Consider the following 16,339-nt stretch of genomic DNA (forward strand, 5'->3'; position numbering starts at 1 on the left):
ACCCAAATTTCTCTCTATGGCACAACGAGTTATCGAATGTAATGAACCCGTCCGTGAGTTACACCTGCCCATGGCCGGGTCCCATACAATAGCACCCTTGACGAACCCCGCTAGGTCCGGAAGGAAGCAACGGCACTCGAGGGACTATGTGATATGGGGTGCTCGGCCACTTTTGTTTTCGCGAAAGTTTTCTTGAGGGGTGTGTTTTGTCTTATCAGGTGATTGCACGCAAATGGCGTCCACAATCTTTCACTGACGTTGTCGGGCAAAACCATATTACCCAAACTCTGACGAATGCTCTGAAAAATGGCCGTCTGCCTCACGCACTTTTATTCACAGGTCCTCGCGGTACGGGAAAAACTTCTTCCGCGCGTATTTTAGCGAAAGCTTTACGCTGCCCGAATGCCGTGGGTTTTGTTCCTTGTAACAACTGTGATTCGTGTAAAGAAATCGCTTCCGGTTCCAGCGTTGACGTTATGGAAATCGACGGAGCTTCGAACAACGGTGTCGATGCCATCCGTGAACTTCGCGACACTGTGGCTTTCATGCCTTCCAGTGGAAAATACAAAATCTACATCATCGACGAAGTGCACATGCTTTCCACAAGTGCCTTCAACGCCCTTCTAAAAACTTTGGAAGAGCCGCCTTCACACGTGATCTTCATCATGGCGACAACCGAAGTTCACAAAATCCCACAAACGATTTTGTCTCGCTGCCAACGCTTTGATTTTAGAAGAATCAGCACTCGTCAAATCACAGAAAGATTGAAAATGATCTGTGATGCAGATGGAGTTTCGGCTGAAGAGGAAGCTCTGTGGGTGATTGCTCGTCAGGGTGATGGCTCCATGCGTGACTCACAAAGTTTGCTGGATCAAGTGATCACGTTTGCTAACGGTCCTTTGACTCGCGCTAATGTGGTGGAAATTTTAGGTTTAACCGATCGCACATTGTTGTTTGAAGCTGTGAACGCTTTGATCGACAGAAACTCTCAAGCCATTTTAAGTGTGTTAGAGAAAATTTCTGCTGCTGGATTTGAACCGCATTTATTCTCTCAAGACTTACTGGAAACAATCCGCAACTTGCTTTTGGTGAAAGTCTCCCAAGCGCAAGCCGCGCAAATGTTAGAAATGCCTGAGTCAGAAATCCAAACTTTGAACGAAATGTCGCAACGACTTTCTGAAGAAGACATTCACATGCTCTTCGACATGGCGTTAAAGGGTGGCAATGATATTCCTCGCGCTCAGGATCCAAGAATTGTTTTAGAAGTTACTTTGTTAAGAATGGCGTCTGCGCCGAAGTTGGTGGACCTGAAGACTCTGTTGCAAAATGGTGTTCCCACCTCTCACAGCGCAGGTGGGGCCAGGCCCTACACTCCGCCGGTAACTCCCCCTGCAAAAGGTCACGATCGTTTAGCTGAAGCGCAAAAAGTTGCTGAAGTTCCAAAAGGCATCGATGCAATGAAAGCCGCTTTGGAGAAAGCTAAGACGACGCACGTGAAAGCGGAAGCGGCGACGAAACCTGCGACCCCGGTAACGAAAAGTGCAGAACCTGTTAAGAAAATGGCTGCGGGAAATACACCTGCAGATAAGTGGGTCGATTTTGTCGATCTGATTCGTCAGGATGATGCCCTGTTTGCAGCGAAGGTGGAAAACCTGCTTTTCTCGAAGGAAGAGGGCAAGCTTTTAACCTTGGGAGTTCCTCCGAAGCTTACGTTCTTGAAAGAGCAAATGGCTGACACTCAGGTGCGTAAAAAACTGCAAGGATTTATTGATTCGTACTGGGGTGCTGGGTATTCTTTTGAAGTTATTATGGGTCGTGATCAAACCGGAGAATCCGCTTCGTCTTTGCAGCAGAAAAAGCAGCAAATGGCCGAAGAAGATCTTCGCAATAAGATCGCAGAAAATCCGATGGTGAAAGCCGCCCAGGATGTTTTCAAAGGGCAGATTAAATCCATCGTAGACACGAAGCGCGACGGCGCAGGGAGATAGTATGAAAGGCATGCAAGGCGGAATGGCTCAGCTCATGAAGCAAGCCAATCAAATGCAAATGAAAATGAAAAAAGCCCAAGAAGAGCTTGCGAAAAAAGAATACGAAGCAACTTCTGGCGGTGGCGCAGTTAAAGTAAAAGTAAACGGCGACCACATGATCACTGCATTGACTATCGATGCTGAAGTTCTAAAAGCCGGCGACGTAGAAATGCTTCAAGACATGATCTTGTCTGCAACTAACGAAGCTATCAAAACTGCGAAAGATACATCTTCAAAAGAGATGGAAAAAATCACTGGCGGTTTGAATATCCCAGGAATGTTTTAATTAATGCTACACATTGGTGCTTTAGAAAAATTAGTCCATGAATTGAGCCGTCTTCCCGGTATCGGGCCGAAGACTGCTCAGCGCTTGGCTTATTTTATTCTAAAGACCAATAATGACTTCCCCGAGCGTTTAAGCGAAGCGCTTTTGCGCGTGAAAGCGGAAGTTCATGAATGCCCTCGCTGCTTCAACTACACGGACACGGATCTTTGCCGTTTTTGCGAAGATCCTCACCGCTCTGATGAATCTATCTGCGTGGTTGAAGAACCTGCTGACATTGTTCGTATCGAATCTTCCGGTGCTTTCCGTGGCCGCTACCATGTTTTGCATGGAGCGATTTCTCCGCTGGAAGGTATCGGACCTCAAGATTTGAAAATCAAAGAGTTGGTTGAACGTGTCGAAGCGGGCTTGAGTGGCCAAGGCCCCGTCATCAAGGAAATCATCCTCGCATTGGATGCCGATCTTGAGGGCGACACGACGATTTTGTACCTAGCTAAGCACCTTCAGGGCAAAGGATTGAAACTTTCTCGCATTGCCCATGGAGTTCCTATTGGCAGCGACATCGATTTCATAGATGATAGAACTATGGGTCGTGCCCTGCAAAATAGAGTGGAGCTGTAATGTCCTTTATTAACTACAATGCTAAAGAAATTCACTGCAAGGTGGTCTATTACGGTCCTTCATTGGGCGGTAAGACGACGAATATTCAGTGGGTTTATCAAAAAACGGCGGAGGATCAAAAGTCCAAGCTCGTGGCATTGAATACGGACATTGAGCGCACTCTGTTCTTCGACTTCTTGCCTTTGAACGTTGGTGATATTCGTGGCTTTAAGACGCGTTTTCATCTTTACACCGTTCCTGGCCAAGTGGTGTACGATGCTTCTCGTAAATTGATCCTAAAAGGTTTGGATGGCGTTATTTTCGTCGCCGACTCGCAAATCGAGCGTATGGACGAAAACTTGGAATCTCTTCGCAATTTAGAGCGAAACTTGGAACAACAAGGCTACGACATCCGCGAAATCCCTTTGATCATGCAATATAACAAGCGTGATCTTCCTAATGTGGCCTCTTTGGCTGAACTTCGAAGTGCTTTGAATCCTTATAATGCGCCAGAAATCGAAGGCTGCGCATCTGAGGGAAAAGGCGTTTTTGAGTCTTTGAAGACGGTTTCTAAGTCTATTATCAACGTCCTTAAGGGCGGAACTACTTTATAACGATCGACCGGCTTCTGGGAGGGAGGGGANNTCCCCTCCCTCCCAGAAGCCTCAATCGTTTTAAATTTGTCGCGTTTGGTAGTTAATTTCGCTTTGGAACGGCTCCAAATCGGTTTGCCTTTTCCCTGTCAGGTTACGGTGTGTTTGGGCTGGTCAAAAGGGTTGGATGGCAGTATATGAGGGCTGTTGTTGATCAATTGGGTTACAATTGGGGCCCGAGGTTTTTTTATGTCTTATGATATCGTGGCTGATATTCAGCGTTTAAAAAAAGAGAAGAATGCCGTTATCTTGGCTCACTATTATGAAGATGGTGATATCCAGGATGTGGCTGACTATGTTGGTGATAGTTTTTATTTGGCTAAGATGGGGCAGCAGGTTCAGCAGGATGTGATTCTTTTGGCTGGTGTTGTTTTCATGGCTGAAAGTGTGAAGATTTTAAATCCTACGAAGACGGTTTTGGTTCCTGATATGGAAGCCAGTTGTTCTTTGGTGAAGGGGGCTCCTTACGATAAGTACTTGGCTTGGCGTCGTCAGCATCCGGATGGGATTGCGGTTACTTACATCAACTCTTCCGCTGAAGTGAAATCTATTTCTGATGTGATTATCACTTCTTCAAATGCTCAGCAGATTGTTGAGTCGATTCCTCAAGATCGCAAAATTCTTTTTGGACCTGATCAACACTTGGGTCGTTGGTTGTCTAAGAAATTGAATCGTCAGTTCGAATACTGGAATGGCGCTTGTGAAGTGCATGTTCTTTTCAATGCGAAAAGATTGGTCGAGCTTATTGCTCAACATCCAGATGCGGTTGTTATCGCGCACCCTGAGTGTGATGAGTCTGTTCTGCAGTATGCTTCGGTGATTGGTTCGACTTCCCGCTTGCTTGAAGAAGTTGAAAAAAATCCGGCGAAGAAATTTATCGTTGCAACAGAGACTGGCATTTTCCATCAGATGCAGAAGAAGCGTCCTGACGTTGAATTAATCCAGGCTCCGGTTCTGGATTCTGGATGTTCATGCAACAACTGCCCTTACATGAAAATGAACTCGATGGAGAAAATCAAGTACGCGCTTGAGACCTTCAAACCACAGGTTCACCTGAATGAGGAGTTGCGTTTGAAAGCTAAGACGTCTTTGGATCGCATGATGGATATCACTAGCGGTAAAGAAGTTTCTTGGCCGAAAGAATTTACGGTTTAATTTATTAAAAAGGACTCGAAGTCATGACACTTTCTGCAAGCGTTATCGAGTCCTTAAAAAAGCACCTACCCTGCTCTGAGCTTGAAGTGCTTATGCACACTGAGTGGGGAAGTAAAAATCCTGACAATCGTCCCTTAATTAACAGTGAACTTATGAAGGCCTTAAACGGCCGCACTCTTTATACCTCTATCTCTCATTGCCCTGATCTTGGAGTCGCTGTGATTGCGCCTTCCTCCGTCGGTGTCGACGTAGAAATCCGCGAGCGCGTTACGGCTCCTGTAATGGCGCGCATTTCTAAAGAGGAAGAGATGCTGGTCGCACCCAGTCTTTCTTCTTTGTGGTGCGCGAAAGAAGCTGCGTTTAAAGCACTTCGCCCCTATGAACAGCCCTCGGTCCTTTCGAAAATTTCTATAGGGGACTGGCAAAATATTGATTCTCAGATTGAGACATATCGACTCATAAATGCTCGTGAGTTTAATTCTCCCTCTGAAAACAGGGGTGTTACTATTCACTCCGCAACACACACGTTCAGCTTTTTTCTTTTTTACTCTTAACTTTGGTCTGGTCCTGCCGAAGAGTTTATTACAGATGTTAATGTACTCGTTCGAAGGCAGGTAAATATGGGAACAGCAAAATACAATCGTAGAGTGGCTCCAAGGAAAGAAGTCTCTCCCATTCACATTTCGTATCTGACATCACTGGATGATTTCGCAAAGATCGCGAAAAATTGCGAGATCGTAGAAGCTTCTTCAACGGGACTTCTGTTGTTGATTAAGCGTGACGATTTGATTCCAACGGCTCTTCGCAAGAATTTGACCTTGGATGTTCTTATTGGTGACCGCGTTTTCATGCACCTTGAAGAAATGAACTTGGAAATTTCTGGTGTGATCACTCGCACGCAGCTTCTAGGTAAAAAAGGTTTCTATGTGGCTGTTGATTACAGCGAAGAAGCTCCAGAATACTGGAGAGAATGCTTGATGGATCTATTGCCTAAGCCAGGTGAATTGGACTAATCGCTTTTTAAATTCTTTCGTTAATAAAAAAGCCTGCGGTAAAAACGCAGGCTTTTTTATTTTCAACCAAAAGTCCCCTGGCACCTTTTGGTCTTGATGCACCGTAGACCCAAAAAAGAAGCAGGCACCTTAAAGATCGGTGAATGGTGGGAGGCCGATTTCTGAGACTAGCACTACGGAATAGTGTGGTGGCAGGAACCAGCTGATGGCTTCGGCGATGCCTTGGTGTTCTTTGGTTGGTGGGTTTCCTAGGGATTCTAGAGAGAATGCTAGGTCGTAGTGTTTGCGGTCTGTGCTCATTACGAGGATGCGCGGGCGCAGCACGGCTTGGTCGCGGAAGAAGTCTTTTAAGATGTTGCGCACGTATTGTGGAAGGTATTGCGGACTTGGTGGGCCAGCGTGCAGCTTTTGACCTGTTGGCATTTCTACGGTGCCGACGATGGATTCGTCAGCGGATTGGTAGAACAAACCTGTCTCTTTGAAATTCCACAGCATGCCGTAGGTGAAAACGTAGTCAGGATAGTTTTTGCGAGGGTTCACGGCGATACCGACACCCTTCATCGCGGACCATTGCATGACTTTGTTCGCATTTTCTGTCGCATCTTCGCCTGTTTCGACCAAAAGATACGGCCAACCATCGGGACCTTTTTGAGGAGCTTCATGCAGAAGCTTTACGTTTCCTTGAGTGATCGCCATGAAAAAATCGATTTCCCATTTATGATCGCGTTGCTCATCTGGGACATTTACCAACTCAAGAAGACTCATTTTAAACTCCTAAAACCCGGGGCCTAAAAATAAAAAAGGCCGGGTGAACCAGCCTTTTTTATGACCATTTAATGTAAGGGTCAAGACGAGGACCGTCGGATTAGTATTCCTCTACGATCACAATAGTTTTATAACCACGCTCGTATCTGACTTCGCCGTATTTATCCACCAAGGGACGGCCAGAACGTGTATCAAGAACTGGAACTTGGCCTTTATCTGCTGCCAAAACTGAAGAATAGATCGTGTAGATGTGGTTTTTATGAACGCGCACGCAACCCGAAGAGGCACGTTTACCTAACATCGCCTCGCCTGCAGCTTCGCCGCCAGAAAGATCTGGTGGGACTTGGTGAACAGCCAAACCACGTTTTTCATTGAAGAACATCGCGTAAGGCATTTTGAATTTGCTTTCGCCAGAACGGTAGTTGGCGTTTTCAACACGTTTAATAGTGTAGAAACCACGAGTTGTGTGTCTCCAGTGAGACTCTGTAGAACCTTTGAAGATTTTATTGATCACGCCACGGATCGGAGTGATGTACTCTAGATCTTCGCGACCTGTAGATACTTTTGTTTTCAGCATCAACTGACGGTTTGTGTAAAGGCGAAGAGATTGCGCCATCGGGCCGCTAGCCGCTTTGTTGATGACGATCACGTTTGTGTATTGGTTTAAATAAGTCTCGCCACGGAAGTAAGCTTCTTCGTCGAAAAGTTGACCACGAGGAGCTTCGTAGCTGTCTTCAACCATCAAACGGCGTTCGGCTTCGTTGCGAGATTGTGCGAACGAGTTTACAGAAAATAGAGTCGCAAGTAACAACAACGAGAAAATCGTCAATAAGCCCTTCATGAATTCTCCCCATCAAGGTTGGCAAAGATTAAGATTTGTTAAAATCAATACCCCCGTGGTCTAACAAAAATTTTTCCAAGCGCGTACAAATTTTGGTCATCTTGTAACAAATCAGAGATTAGGAAAATAATTCCACATTTGACATAAGCCCTTCGTCAGCTCGTTTTAAATGACATCTGAATCAAATTTGCGCGCGCATCAAAGACTTCCTAAAATTTCATCAATATCTACGCGATCCCAAAAATGGAGTGTGAAATGAAGTTCGTTATGAAATTTCTTCCTGCCCTATTCGCAATCGTATCAATTGGATGTTCTGGTGGTGGAGGCGGAGGCTCTGATACTCCCGGCCAAAACTACAACAAACTGAATCTAGGCGACGGCCAACTTGCCTCTCGCGTGATTGGACAAGCCAACCTCACTTCGGACTCTTCGGGAACCACGCAAACAAAGTTGAAAACTCCCTATGGATTGGACTTGGATCCCTATGGAGTCCTACGGGTCACAGAGTTTTTAAATAATCGCATCACTACTTTTGCGACGATTCACGCAAGCTCAGGCTCGGGAGCCGAAGCCGTGTTGGGACAATCTAGCTTCACGAGTGGCGGAGCTAACGGGGGCGCGGGTGCCGGTCGACCTGCGGCGAATACTCTGTACCGCCCCACTTCGGCAAAAACCTTCGGAAATAAATTGATCGTCGCGGACTCCTTTAATCACCGCGTGCTCATTTACAACTCCATTCCAACCACGGGAAATCCGAATGCAGATGTGGTGATTGGTTCACTTGATTTTGTCACTCCAATGCCCGGTGTTTGTGCGGCAAACACTCTGCACTTTCCTTCTCACGTGACGGTCGTGAACGGAAAATTAATTATCACGGACACAGGCAATCATCGCATTTTGATTTTTGATTCCGTTCCTACAGGCAATCTCCCTTCACCGTCGTTAGTTCTTGGTCAACCTGATTTCACGACGTGTGACTCTACGACGATCAATGGGGCTACAGCTTCAAGACTTTATGGTCCAACGAGTGTCTGGTCTGACGGAAAGAAGTTCGTAGTTGCTGACAGAGAAAATCATCGCGTGCTTATTTGGAACTCATTCCCTACACAGAATGGCCAACCTGCGGATCTAGTTTTAGGTCAGCCTGACTTTGCTTCTAATACTGCGAACGTCGGCGGAATTTCTGGAAGCAGCATGAATCTTCCATTCTCGGTCAGTGCGAATCCCGCAGGGCAAATGTTTTTATCTGAACAGGGAAATAACCGCGTTCTTATCTGGGATCGGTTTCCAACAAGCACTCAACAACCTGCCGATCGCGTGTTAGGGCAAAATAGCATGACGACGAACTCGGCACCCAACCCGCCGAATGCAGGATCTATGGCGACTCCCGGAGAAGTGATCTTTGCGGAAAACAGTTTGATCGTCGCTGATTCGATGAACAACCGTGTTTTGATTTTTGATAGTAAATAATGAAATCAGAGAGGCCGTCGTGGGGCAGACAGTGTCCACTAACTAAAAGGGCCTGCCCCCGTTTAACTGGATGACTTGATCGGTGCCACTGACGTTGATGTATTTACCATACATCATATTATTCCAAGAATAGCTACAGTAGGTGCCGCCGGAAGAAGAATTCGGGTAAGTAGAAATAGATCCCTGAATAGCGCCGCGATCTTCGTTCACTGTCACTTTCAACGTCCCACTCAACGTAATAGAAGTTGCAAATGTTTTTGCCGGACCTAATGTTGCAGAATAAGTTCCTTCTCCCATAGCTACGATACTCACCACAGTTGAGCTATTAGGCGCTAACGACCACTTTCCTTCGCCAGCATAATTCGTAATGGAATTAGTGCTGCTGGTTTTCGTTCCACTGACGTTACCACACACAACCAAGGTTGTATTCATGCTGTAAGCCGGACAACACATGTTGTTGCCAAACGCCCCTGAACTGTTATTGAAGGAAATCGTTCCCGTCTGAGGAAGTTTTGAAAGATTTGAAAGCGTCACTTTGACGACAAATCCTGAAATAATAGGAGTTCCTTCTGAAAGATGCATTGGCTCCTCCCAAACAGTTTTTTTAAAGTCGTGGTAAGACATTAAGTCCAATGGTGGGGAAATCAAAGTTCTCGCGGCGAAAGCTTGTGAGCCAGCGAAAATTAGCAGTATTCCTAATATGGTATTTAAACCGTTCATAATGACTCCCCTTTAAAATATATAATATGGTCTGCTGATTTGCTTTCCACGAGTCAACCCCAGCGTTCGACTGTTTTCGATATCTTGCTCATAGGTGTCTGGAAAGCCCACACAAATAAATCTTCGACCGCTAGTATGCGTGATCAAAAACTCGGGCTCTAATCCGGAAAGCTCTCCCGAGTCCGCGATCGATTTCACCAAAACGTAAAGAATTTTTCCAGAATCCGTTTTCAGTAAAAACGTCGAAACGCTAGCGGAGCTGCTTGATGGATCGAATATTAAACTGTGATTGCCGGTCGTTCCCGCAATGCCGGAAATTCCATGAGACCATCCCATCTGTCCCAATTTACATATAGGCACCAGAGTCTTCGTCGAGGTTTCTAAATAGCTGATGACTGTACTTTCACCGCCGCCGTGAACCGAAATGATTTGATCCTCGCCTTGGTCTTCACCGACAACTTCAATATCGTCTATGTTAGTTAAAGCTTCTTTATCATAAGGCGGAAAGACTTTGTGCCCAGCCAAACTACCGTTTTCAGCAACCATGTAAGAGCCACTATTTAGATTTCGAAAATTAACAATTTGTCCATCATTAGCTCTTAAACCAAAAAAGTCGCCGCGATAGTAAGCGACTCCCGTGCCTCCCCCGAGGTTTGCGATGTCATCGCACGAAACTCCGGTGTACTGACGATACTTGGACCACATTTGATTGCGACAAGGGTCGTTAGCAATGGGATATTGCTGAACTATTTTCAGATCCCCCGAATCAAGATGCATTCGATTGGGCGAATCCGACGTAAATAAAGAGAAGCGATTGTTAGCAGTTCTCTCTCCATTGACATAAAGAACGGCGTTAAACTCCGCACGGTCCTTCGTTGTGAAGGTGTTATTATAAAAGAAATCAACATGGATGCGTTCCATATTGATGGTAATCACTTTGCGAGTCAGCGGTCCATCGGCCGGCGAGTCTTCATTGATTTGCCATCCATTTGCATAAGAAAAAAGAGCGCGCTCTTCCGGCGAAAGCCCCGCAAGGTCTGACATCGTAAATACAGAAATTTTTTTGGCTCCCAGCTTCGTGCAGCGATGGCCTTCTGCTAAAGCACGTAGAAAAAGCCGCGCATCATCGCAATGGCGTGCCTCGATCATATACTTCGCTTCCGCAAAGCGCACGGCCAACATAAATGTTTCGATAGCGGAACTTAACGTCAGTCGGTGTTGAGAGCTTTGTCGTTGTCTTTTGGCTTCGTGAATTTGATCGTTGATGATGGCGAGCACAGCACCAACAATCAGTCCTAAAACTCCCATCAGCATTAAGCTCATCACAATATTCCCGCGCTGATTAGAACGAGCTGACATGATAAGCCTCGTTAAAAAGTTCGGGATTTGTCTTCTTCGCTTTGTAATCACGGTTCACTTGCAAATAGAAACTGATGGTGTGGATGAATTCTTGTTTAATCAATGAAAAGGAAGTTTTTATAATCTGCCCATCAATCTCGCCATTTAACGAAACAGGCAATGGCGAGGGAATGGTTAGCACTTCACAGCCGGACCCATCGCAATAGTTTTTCGAAAACGCCGAGGCTCGAATGACTTTTTCCCCGGCAAAGGGCTTATTGAAAATCTGCTGCGCACGTAGGCTAACGACGCCTTCGGTTCTAAGAAAAACTTTTGTGCAGGAAATTTTGCTTGTCGAATCTAAAGCGCAGTCATTCACGACCATGTTCATTTCGCCGTCAACCTGCCCCATCCCTACACTCATGAGCCTCAAAGGAGACAGCTTCACTGGCGGCCGCCCCATCGCATTTAAAACTGTCTGACTGTCCGGAGCACTTACACCAGAGTCAGGAATGAGGAATGGTTTTATCGGAAGAGTATAAAGCTGATTTCTATTTTTTGTGTATTTAATGCAGTCAGAGTTACCAGCATAGCGAGGTTCTGCAAATGTGCCTGTATCTGCGTTGTATTGAGGATCAAATTTTTGCAAATTTCCGCTGACAGAAAATAGAACTGAATTTGGTTCATCCGTTAAGGCGATAACAGTATTTTGCGAAAGATCGATTTCACCTGTCGGCATTTGCGTTCCGTTAGCTCCGACCTCTACAGAGTTTCCCGACACACTTAAATTCCCAAAGTCATCGACGGAGGCATCGATTAAGAGAGTCTTTTCATCCAAGGGGCAAATAACTGGAAGAGACGGACTCTTCACATCAGAGTAAACCCACAAGTAAGATGTCGAGTTTTCGCAGGATTCAGTAAGATTCGCACATCGATCTTCATAGGGAATTACAACTCTTCCTAACGGCAAACCCGAAGTTTGTGCAGCAAAACCATAGAAATGAATGTCGGACCTTAGCATATTTCTTTGCAAGAATCCCATCAGCAGATTGGCTTCGGTCTTAATCGACCTATTTAAAAAGACTTTATTAAAATCTTTAGAGATATCTGAAAACGCCGTGGTAATCGCAAAGATACCGATAAGGGTCACACTCAGCGCGACTAAAATTTCAATCAAAGAAAAGCCGCGCTGATTCACTACCAAGGGCCTCTCCGAATTGTGACGGTTTTATTTTCAAGCTTATGCGTTTTCGCCGAGAAGTAATAATAGTTAAACGAAAGCTCCAAAAGCTGGTTTGCCACAATATGTCTGCAGTACATTAAGTCGATGCAGCTGGGGGACGCGTAGTGGGGCCCGATAAAGAGCGCTAAATTTTTTCCTAGAAGCTCACCCATCGCGGGGATGTCTTCGATATTATCCGCATTAATGGGTACTCCCACCTTTTCACTATCTAAGGTGATGCTTTCGCAACTACTGCTGGTTTTTTGGGTCCAGGCATTTCTGTCGCTACAAAGATTTCTGATTTTATAAAGTGGGGATTTAAAAATATCCGTGAAGATCGTCACCGAAAGATCGTTGGACTTTCCTTCTCGAGAAAGATCCGAGGAAACCGCCCAATAATTATTGAAAACCACCGCGGCCGCCATCGTAGCTATAGACACGACGAGTATGCCAACAAGGCTTTCGATAATAGTGAGCCCAGCGTCTGTTCCGGAAACGTACATATAGAGACAGCCTATATTTCGAACAAATCGAAGTAAAGGAACCTACCTCATGTTCTGGCCTATAAACCGGGTTCGCTGATTTACTGTAATGCTTGTGACAAATAAAAAAACCACCTTGGTCGGTGGTTTTTAGTGCGAGATAAATTTTGAAGAAAAATGGTAGGGAATGCCGGATTCGAACCGACGACATCCACCTTGTAAGGGTGGCGCTCTACCAACTGAGCTAATTCCCTATCGTCTCGAAGGACCATTTTGTAACAATGGTCCTTCTTAATAGCAATATCTTTTTTAACGTTTCTTACTTTTTTATATCTTCAAGGCAGACTTTTTGAGTCAAATGGGCAGAGATCTTCATAATTTGCATATGAACCATGCCTTCGATGCCTTTATTATCAAGCGCACCCATTGAAAGAACCATAACCGCCTCTGTCGGCATATCGCCTTTAAGAGGTGGGATCGTAAGATCCTGCAAGTCCTTCTCACTAAATGCTGACAATTGAACTCTGTAAGTCGCGCCCAATTTGCTTGTCATTTGAGCAAGCACTTTGTTACTTCTTTCGATACCAACACCCGTCGCAAGGACACGGCAAGTATCGCCGTCGAATTGCTTCACTTGAAGCTGACGGATGCCCGTTGATTTTTGACGAACGACTTTCAAAGCAAAGTAAGAAGTAAAGTCCCCTTGCTCTACTTTCCATAAACCTTGAATATCAGACCATGGGAAAGGTTGAACCATTGCCCAAGGCCATGGAACCCAACGGTCATCGCCAGCCGGCATGATGTGTTCTTCTTCAGTCGTAGTCTCAGAGTAATTTGCAGCCGAAGCTGTAAATCCCATGAGTCCGATCATTGTTGCTAACAATAAGCTGCGTAACATGAATCCCCCCTAGTGCTCGAAATGAACTCGAGCCGCTTTATTCATGTAATATCCATTTTTGGCTCTAAAAATATATTTTGGTTTCTCGTAATCCGGTTCAATTAATTTACGCAGACGTTTGATCGTGACGTAAATTTTATTGTCATGGATTGCAGGATCGTACGGTTGCTTCCATACGTTTTCAACCAAGAATTCTTTTGAATAAATGTGACCTTGATTCTGAACAAACAGACGCAAAAGATCCAAAAGAATGAATTGGTTTTTGAAATCGATGCGTCCCAACTTTTTCTCAATAACTGAGTGGTTTGGTTCATCGAAAATAAGATCGAAGTTAGTTTGTGTCTCACCGCCGATTTTTTCCGCCAAAGCTTTCACCATACGGCCCAAGCGACGGTGATTTTCGGCATCGACGGATTTCTGAGCAAGAGTGATATATGTTCTTGCCATATCCTTATCGCCGATCTCGAAGTACGCATCAGCCAAACCACCCATGAGGTAGTTCGACATCACGACATTGCGAGTTTCCTTAACGATGTCATAAGCTTTCCAAAGTACTTCGATAGCTTCGTCGTACTTTTTCATTTGCTTTAAGATGTCCGCGTTCAAGAAAAGTGAAGACGCCTGAAGATCCGGCATTTGATACACTTGGAAGAACACTTGAAGATTGTAGATTTCTTTAAGCGCATCAGAGTGACGAGCGGTCGCCGGATGAGAATAAACCATCGCAAGACCGAAGATCGCGTGACAGATGTCTTCTTTATTGTCGGAAGCAAGACCGATAGCTAATGCTTTTTGCAAATAGTCCATCGCTGTCTCTAGTTGACCCTTATAAGAAGCGCACACTGCGAGTGTGTAGTATGTTTTGGAGTTAAGTTCGAAGCCTTCTTTAAGAACTAGATCTTGAAGTTTTTCTTTTGTTGAATTGATTTCTTCAAATTGCTCGCGCTCAGCGAAGATACGCAAAAGCAAATTAAGGCACTTTAAGTATTGAGAGAAATTTTTCTCAGCAAAGTATCCTTTGGAAGCCTCTTGAAGATGCTCCACCGCCGGAGAAAACTCTCCGCGATCACAGTATAACTTGCCGAGCTCAAAGGCACGATCTAGTTGGTTCATAAGTTCCTAAAACTCCAAAACAAATTTCGAATTACTCGCAGGGATACAGGTTTTTACAGATTGTCAGGATTTCGTCAATGTAAGACGCAGACAGTTGCTCATTAAATGAGCAGGTTGAGAATTGATTTCAGGAATGTAATAGAACCCGCTTCCAGCGCGGGAGTTAACGCGCTGGGCTTGTGTCAGATTTGGTGATTTTTTCTTTGCCAAGATCGGAATCTTACTTTTGTTAGCCTCGATCATTGTCCAAACACACTGTTCCGAAAGTCCGAATTTTGCGAGGGAACACAAGAGAAATTCGTAAGCACGTCAAAAATCAGTGAAGATATTTTTAACTCCTAACAAAGGCTGATGAATGAAGACGGCTCGCTTGTGTCTGCTTGCGCTCACGCTAACAACTTTTCTTTCGGCGTGTTCGTCTTCTTCAGATGATAACACTTCTCCCACGGATAATTCTTCAACGGTGAAACCTCCAGTGACTTCACCTTCACCTTCGCCGTCGCCTTCTCCTTCTCCGAATCCTTCGCCAACGGATCCGAGCACTCCAACGCCGGAAGAGCCAACACCTATTCCAAGCCCAGCTCCAAGGCCGACTCCAGAAGAACCGACACCGACACCTGCACCACAGCCGGTGCCAAGGCCTGTACCAGCGCCAGAGCCAGAACCAAATCCTGCGCCGAACCCTTCGCCGTTGCCATCACCATCTCCAGCGCCAGAGCCTACACCTGCTCCGTCACCAGAACCTAGCCCAGGGCCGGTTCCAACGCCTCAGCCTTCGCCAGAGCCGGCTCCAGAACCGACGCCCACTCCGTCGCCAAGCCCTTCTCCGCAACCAGCACCGGAGCCGAGTCCTGCGCCATCACCAACACCAGTTCCGGAACCAAGTCCTGCTCCACAACCAGAGCCAACTCCAGCACCTCCGGTGGGAACGACCTGTCCTGTGAATTATGAGTACGTCAATGCGAACGCCATCGTTGGAACAAGTGCTTTCTGTCTAGCGAAGTTTGAAATGAAAAATGTGAACTCGATCGCGAAGACTCAAGCTGCGGGCAAACCTTGGCTTGCTGGAAAAGCGACGGCGACCGCGGCTTGTGCTGCTTTGGGATCCCAATATCGTTTGCCGACAAATGCAGAATGGAATGCGGCGGCCTTAGAAATTTATAACAACGCTGCCAACTGGTCGGGAAATGCGCACAAGACAGGAAGACTTTATACCGGATTTTATTCAGGCTGGACTGAGCCGATCGAAATTTCTGATATAACAAATCCATATTCGGGCACTGGAAAAAACAGCGGCTCGGAAAGAAGAACTTTTGTTCTTGCGAGTGGAAATGTGATTTGGGATTTTGCAGGGAATGCGTGGGAGTGGGTCAGCGATACAATCTATGGCAACGCGTACACGCCGGACCTTTCTAGTCCTTACGGACGCAGTTATCGCAATAATAACTGGGACGTAAAACCTGGCTCAAAACAACTCTTCGACTTTACAGGAATGACATCGGTGCCGAAACAAGATGTTTACCTCGGTAATCTTTTTGGTGGAAGCAACGGAAAGGTCATTCGCGGAGGAGCTGTGTGTATTCATTCTCCGGGAACAACGGGCATCTTTACAGCGAATATCGGTGATATCACTGCCGATGACTTGCAAGCACCCGCTTCATGGAATCTACGCATGAATAACGTAGGCTTCCGCTGCGTGACCACCCCTCAATAATTTTTAGCGGGGGAAGATATCGTGGAACTTTTTAGTAAGATATCT

General features: G+C 45.7%; 17 protein-coding genes, 1 tRNA gene and 1 other RNA gene. 10 read left to right on the forward strand and 9 right to left on the reverse strand.

Going from position 1 to position 16,339, the window contains the following annotated elements; genetic code table 11:
* Positions 1 to 72: 72 nt before the first annotated feature.
* The 8 genes from ffs to AZI87_RS06060 all read left to right on the forward strand — a co-directional run bounded on the left by ffs (position 73) and on the right by AZI87_RS06060 (position 5,731).
* Positions 73 to 171, forward strand: an RNA gene (gene ffs, locus AZI87_RS06025) — signal recognition particle sRNA small type.
* 35 nt (positions 172 to 206) lie between these two features.
* On the forward strand, positions 207 to 1,988 hold the full coding sequence (dnaX, locus tag AZI87_RS06030; protein ID WP_063205479.1) for a DNA polymerase III subunit gamma/tau: 1,782 nt from the start codon (positions 207 to 209) through the stop codon (positions 1,986 to 1,988).
* Between the two features lies 1 nt (position 1,989).
* On the forward strand, positions 1,990 to 2,313 hold the full coding sequence (locus tag AZI87_RS06035; RefSeq protein WP_063205480.1) for a YbaB/EbfC family nucleoid-associated protein: 324 nt from the start codon (positions 1,990 to 1,992) through the stop codon (positions 2,311 to 2,313).
* A 3-nt stretch (positions 2,314 to 2,316) separates the two neighbouring features.
* On the forward strand, positions 2,317 to 2,931 hold the full coding sequence (gene recR / locus AZI87_RS06040; protein ID WP_063205481.1) for a recombination mediator RecR: 615 nt from the start codon (positions 2,317 to 2,319) through the stop codon (positions 2,929 to 2,931).
* Entirely contained in the window at positions 2,931 to 3,524 is a 594-nt protein-coding gene (locus AZI87_RS06045; protein ID WP_063205482.1) for a GTP-binding protein, read from the forward strand. Before recR ends, AZI87_RS06045 begins: the two co-directional genes overlap by 1 nt.
* 228 nt (positions 3,525 to 3,752) lie before the next feature.
* The gene (nadA, locus tag AZI87_RS06050; RefSeq protein ID WP_063205483.1) at positions 3,753 to 4,718 is read left to right on the forward strand and encodes a quinolinate synthase NadA; all 966 of its coding nucleotides are present in this window, start codon (positions 3,753 to 3,755) and stop codon (positions 4,716 to 4,718) included.
* Between the two features lie 23 nt (positions 4,719 to 4,741).
* Complete coding sequence (locus tag AZI87_RS06055) at positions 4,742 to 5,272, forward strand: 4'-phosphopantetheinyl transferase superfamily protein (protein ID WP_063205484.1); 531 nt, start codon at positions 4,742 to 4,744, stop codon at positions 5,270 to 5,272.
* 66 nt (positions 5,273 to 5,338) lie between these two features.
* Positions 5,339 to 5,731: a hypothetical protein gene (locus tag AZI87_RS06060; RefSeq protein WP_063205485.1), complete on the forward strand. Its 393-nt coding sequence runs from the start codon at positions 5,339 to 5,341 to the stop codon at positions 5,729 to 5,731.
* A 129-nt stretch (positions 5,732 to 5,860) separates the two neighbouring features.
* On the opposite strand, the gene AZI87_RS06065 is transcribed toward AZI87_RS06060, so the two are convergent.
* The gene (locus tag AZI87_RS06065) at positions 5,861 to 6,496 is read right to left on the reverse strand and encodes a hypothetical protein (protein WP_063205486.1); all 636 of its coding nucleotides are present in this window, start codon (positions 6,494 to 6,496) and stop codon (positions 5,861 to 5,863) included.
* Positions 6,497 to 6,596: 100 nt separating this feature from the next.
* Positions 6,597 to 7,337: a L,D-transpeptidase gene (locus AZI87_RS06070; protein WP_063205487.1), complete on the reverse strand. Its 741-nt coding sequence runs from the start codon at positions 7,335 to 7,337 to the stop codon at positions 6,597 to 6,599.
* Between the two features lie 255 nt (positions 7,338 to 7,592).
* Between AZI87_RS06070 and AZI87_RS06075 the strand changes: the two genes are divergently transcribed.
* Positions 7,593 to 8,807, forward strand: a complete 1,215-nt coding sequence (locus AZI87_RS06075) for a hypothetical protein (protein ID WP_063205488.1) — start codon at positions 7,593 to 7,595, stop codon at positions 8,805 to 8,807.
* A 42-nt stretch (positions 8,808 to 8,849) separates the two neighbouring features.
* Here the strand turns inward: AZI87_RS06075 and AZI87_RS06080 are convergent, their stop codons facing one another.
* The 7 genes from AZI87_RS06080 to AZI87_RS06110 all read right to left on the reverse strand — a co-directional run bounded on the left by AZI87_RS06080 (position 8,850) and on the right by AZI87_RS06110 (position 14,580).
* Positions 8,850 to 9,389, reverse strand: coding sequence for a hypothetical protein (locus AZI87_RS06080; RefSeq protein WP_063205489.1), 540 nt, complete (start codon positions 9,387 to 9,389; stop codon positions 8,850 to 8,852).
* Between the two features lie 150 nt (positions 9,390 to 9,539).
* A complete protein-coding gene (locus tag AZI87_RS06085) occupies positions 9,540 to 10,886 on the reverse strand; it encodes a hypothetical protein (RefSeq protein ID WP_063205490.1) in 1,347 nt (448 codons plus the stop codon).
* Complete coding sequence (locus tag AZI87_RS06090) at positions 10,870 to 12,063, reverse strand: PilW family protein (RefSeq protein ID WP_367613505.1); 1,194 nt, start codon at positions 12,061 to 12,063, stop codon at positions 10,870 to 10,872. Before AZI87_RS06090 ends, AZI87_RS06085 begins: the two co-directional genes overlap by 17 nt.
* Entirely contained in the window at positions 12,063 to 12,590 is a 528-nt protein-coding gene (locus AZI87_RS06095) for a hypothetical protein (RefSeq protein ID WP_155722503.1), read from the reverse strand. The genes AZI87_RS06090 and AZI87_RS06095 overlap by 1 nt, the downstream gene beginning before the upstream one ends.
* A gap of 157 nt (positions 12,591 to 12,747) precedes the next feature.
* Positions 12,748 to 12,823 (reverse strand) — tRNA-Val (locus tag AZI87_RS06100).
* A 65-nt stretch (positions 12,824 to 12,888) separates the two neighbouring features.
* Positions 12,889 to 13,467, reverse strand: a complete 579-nt coding sequence (locus AZI87_RS06105; RefSeq protein ID WP_063205493.1) for a hypothetical protein — start codon at positions 13,465 to 13,467, stop codon at positions 12,889 to 12,891.
* Between the two features lie 9 nt (positions 13,468 to 13,476).
* Positions 13,477 to 14,580 (reverse strand): winged helix-turn-helix domain-containing protein, encoded by a 1,104-nt coding sequence (locus AZI87_RS06110; protein ID WP_063205494.1) that lies wholly within the window; start codon positions 14,578 to 14,580, stop codon positions 13,477 to 13,479.
* A gap of 355 nt (positions 14,581 to 14,935) precedes the next feature.
* Here AZI87_RS06110 and AZI87_RS18105 point away from each other — a divergent pair, with 355 nt between their 5' ends.
* The gene (locus AZI87_RS18105; RefSeq protein ID WP_155722504.1) at positions 14,936 to 16,294 is read left to right on the forward strand and encodes an SUMF1/EgtB/PvdO family nonheme iron enzyme; all 1,359 of its coding nucleotides are present in this window, start codon (positions 14,936 to 14,938) and stop codon (positions 16,292 to 16,294) included.
* Positions 16,295 to 16,339 lie beyond the last annotated feature (45 nt).

The sequence above is a fragment of the Bdellovibrio bacteriovorus genome, assembly GCF_001592745.1.
In the GTDB taxonomy this organism is placed as follows: domain Bacteria; phylum Bdellovibrionota; class Bdellovibrionia; order Bdellovibrionales; family Bdellovibrionaceae; genus Bdellovibrio; species Bdellovibrio bacteriovorus_B.

Excerpts from the sequence above, each read along its gene's own strand:
- AZI87_RS06075 (WP_063205488.1), top strand. The coding sequence starts at position 7,593 with ATGAAGTTCGTTATGAAATTTCTTCCTGCCCTATTCGCAATCGTATCA.
- AZI87_RS06055 (WP_063205484.1), top strand. The coding sequence starts at position 4,742 with ATGACACTTTCTGCAAGCGTTATCGAGTCCTTAAAAAAGCACCTACCC.
- AZI87_RS18105 (WP_155722504.1), top strand. The coding sequence starts at position 14,936 with ATGAAGACGGCTCGCTTGTGTCTGCTTGCGCTCACGCTAACAACTTTT.
- AZI87_RS06060 (WP_063205485.1), top strand. The coding sequence starts at position 5,339 with ATGGGAACAGCAAAATACAATCGTAGAGTGGCTCCAAGGAAAGAAGTC.
- AZI87_RS06045 (WP_063205482.1), top strand. The coding sequence starts at position 2,931 with ATGTCCTTTATTAACTACAATGCTAAAGAAATTCACTGCAAGGTGGTC.
- AZI87_RS06085 (WP_063205490.1), bottom strand. The coding sequence starts at position 10,886 with ATGTCAGCTCGTTCTAATCAGCGCGGGAATATTGTGATGAGCTTAATG.
- AZI87_RS06070 (WP_063205487.1), bottom strand. The coding sequence starts at position 7,337 with ATGAAGGGCTTATTGACGATTTTCTCGTTGTTGTTACTTGCGACTCTA.
- AZI87_RS06065 (WP_063205486.1), bottom strand. The coding sequence starts at position 6,496 with ATGAGTCTTCTTGAGTTGGTAAATGTCCCAGATGAGCAACGCGATCAT.
- AZI87_RS06105 (WP_063205493.1), bottom strand. The coding sequence starts at position 13,467 with ATGTTACGCAGCTTATTGTTAGCAACAATGATCGGACTCATGGGATTT.
- AZI87_RS06035 (WP_063205480.1), top strand. The coding sequence starts at position 1,990 with ATGAAAGGCATGCAAGGCGGAATGGCTCAGCTCATGAAGCAAGCCAAT.
- recR (WP_063205481.1), top strand. The coding sequence starts at position 2,317 with ATGCTACACATTGGTGCTTTAGAAAAATTAGTCCATGAATTGAGCCGT.
- AZI87_RS06080 (WP_063205489.1), bottom strand. The coding sequence starts at position 9,389 with ATGCATCTTTCAGAAGGAACTCCTATTATTTCAGGATTTGTCGTCAAA.
- AZI87_RS06110 (WP_063205494.1), bottom strand. The coding sequence starts at position 14,580 with ATGAACCAACTAGATCGTGCCTTTGAGCTCGGCAAGTTATACTGTGAT.
- nadA (WP_063205483.1), top strand. The coding sequence starts at position 3,753 with ATGTCTTATGATATCGTGGCTGATATTCAGCGTTTAAAAAAAGAGAAG.
- AZI87_RS06095 (WP_155722503.1), bottom strand. The coding sequence starts at position 12,590 with ATGTACGTTTCCGGAACAGACGCTGGGCTCACTATTATCGAAAGCCTT.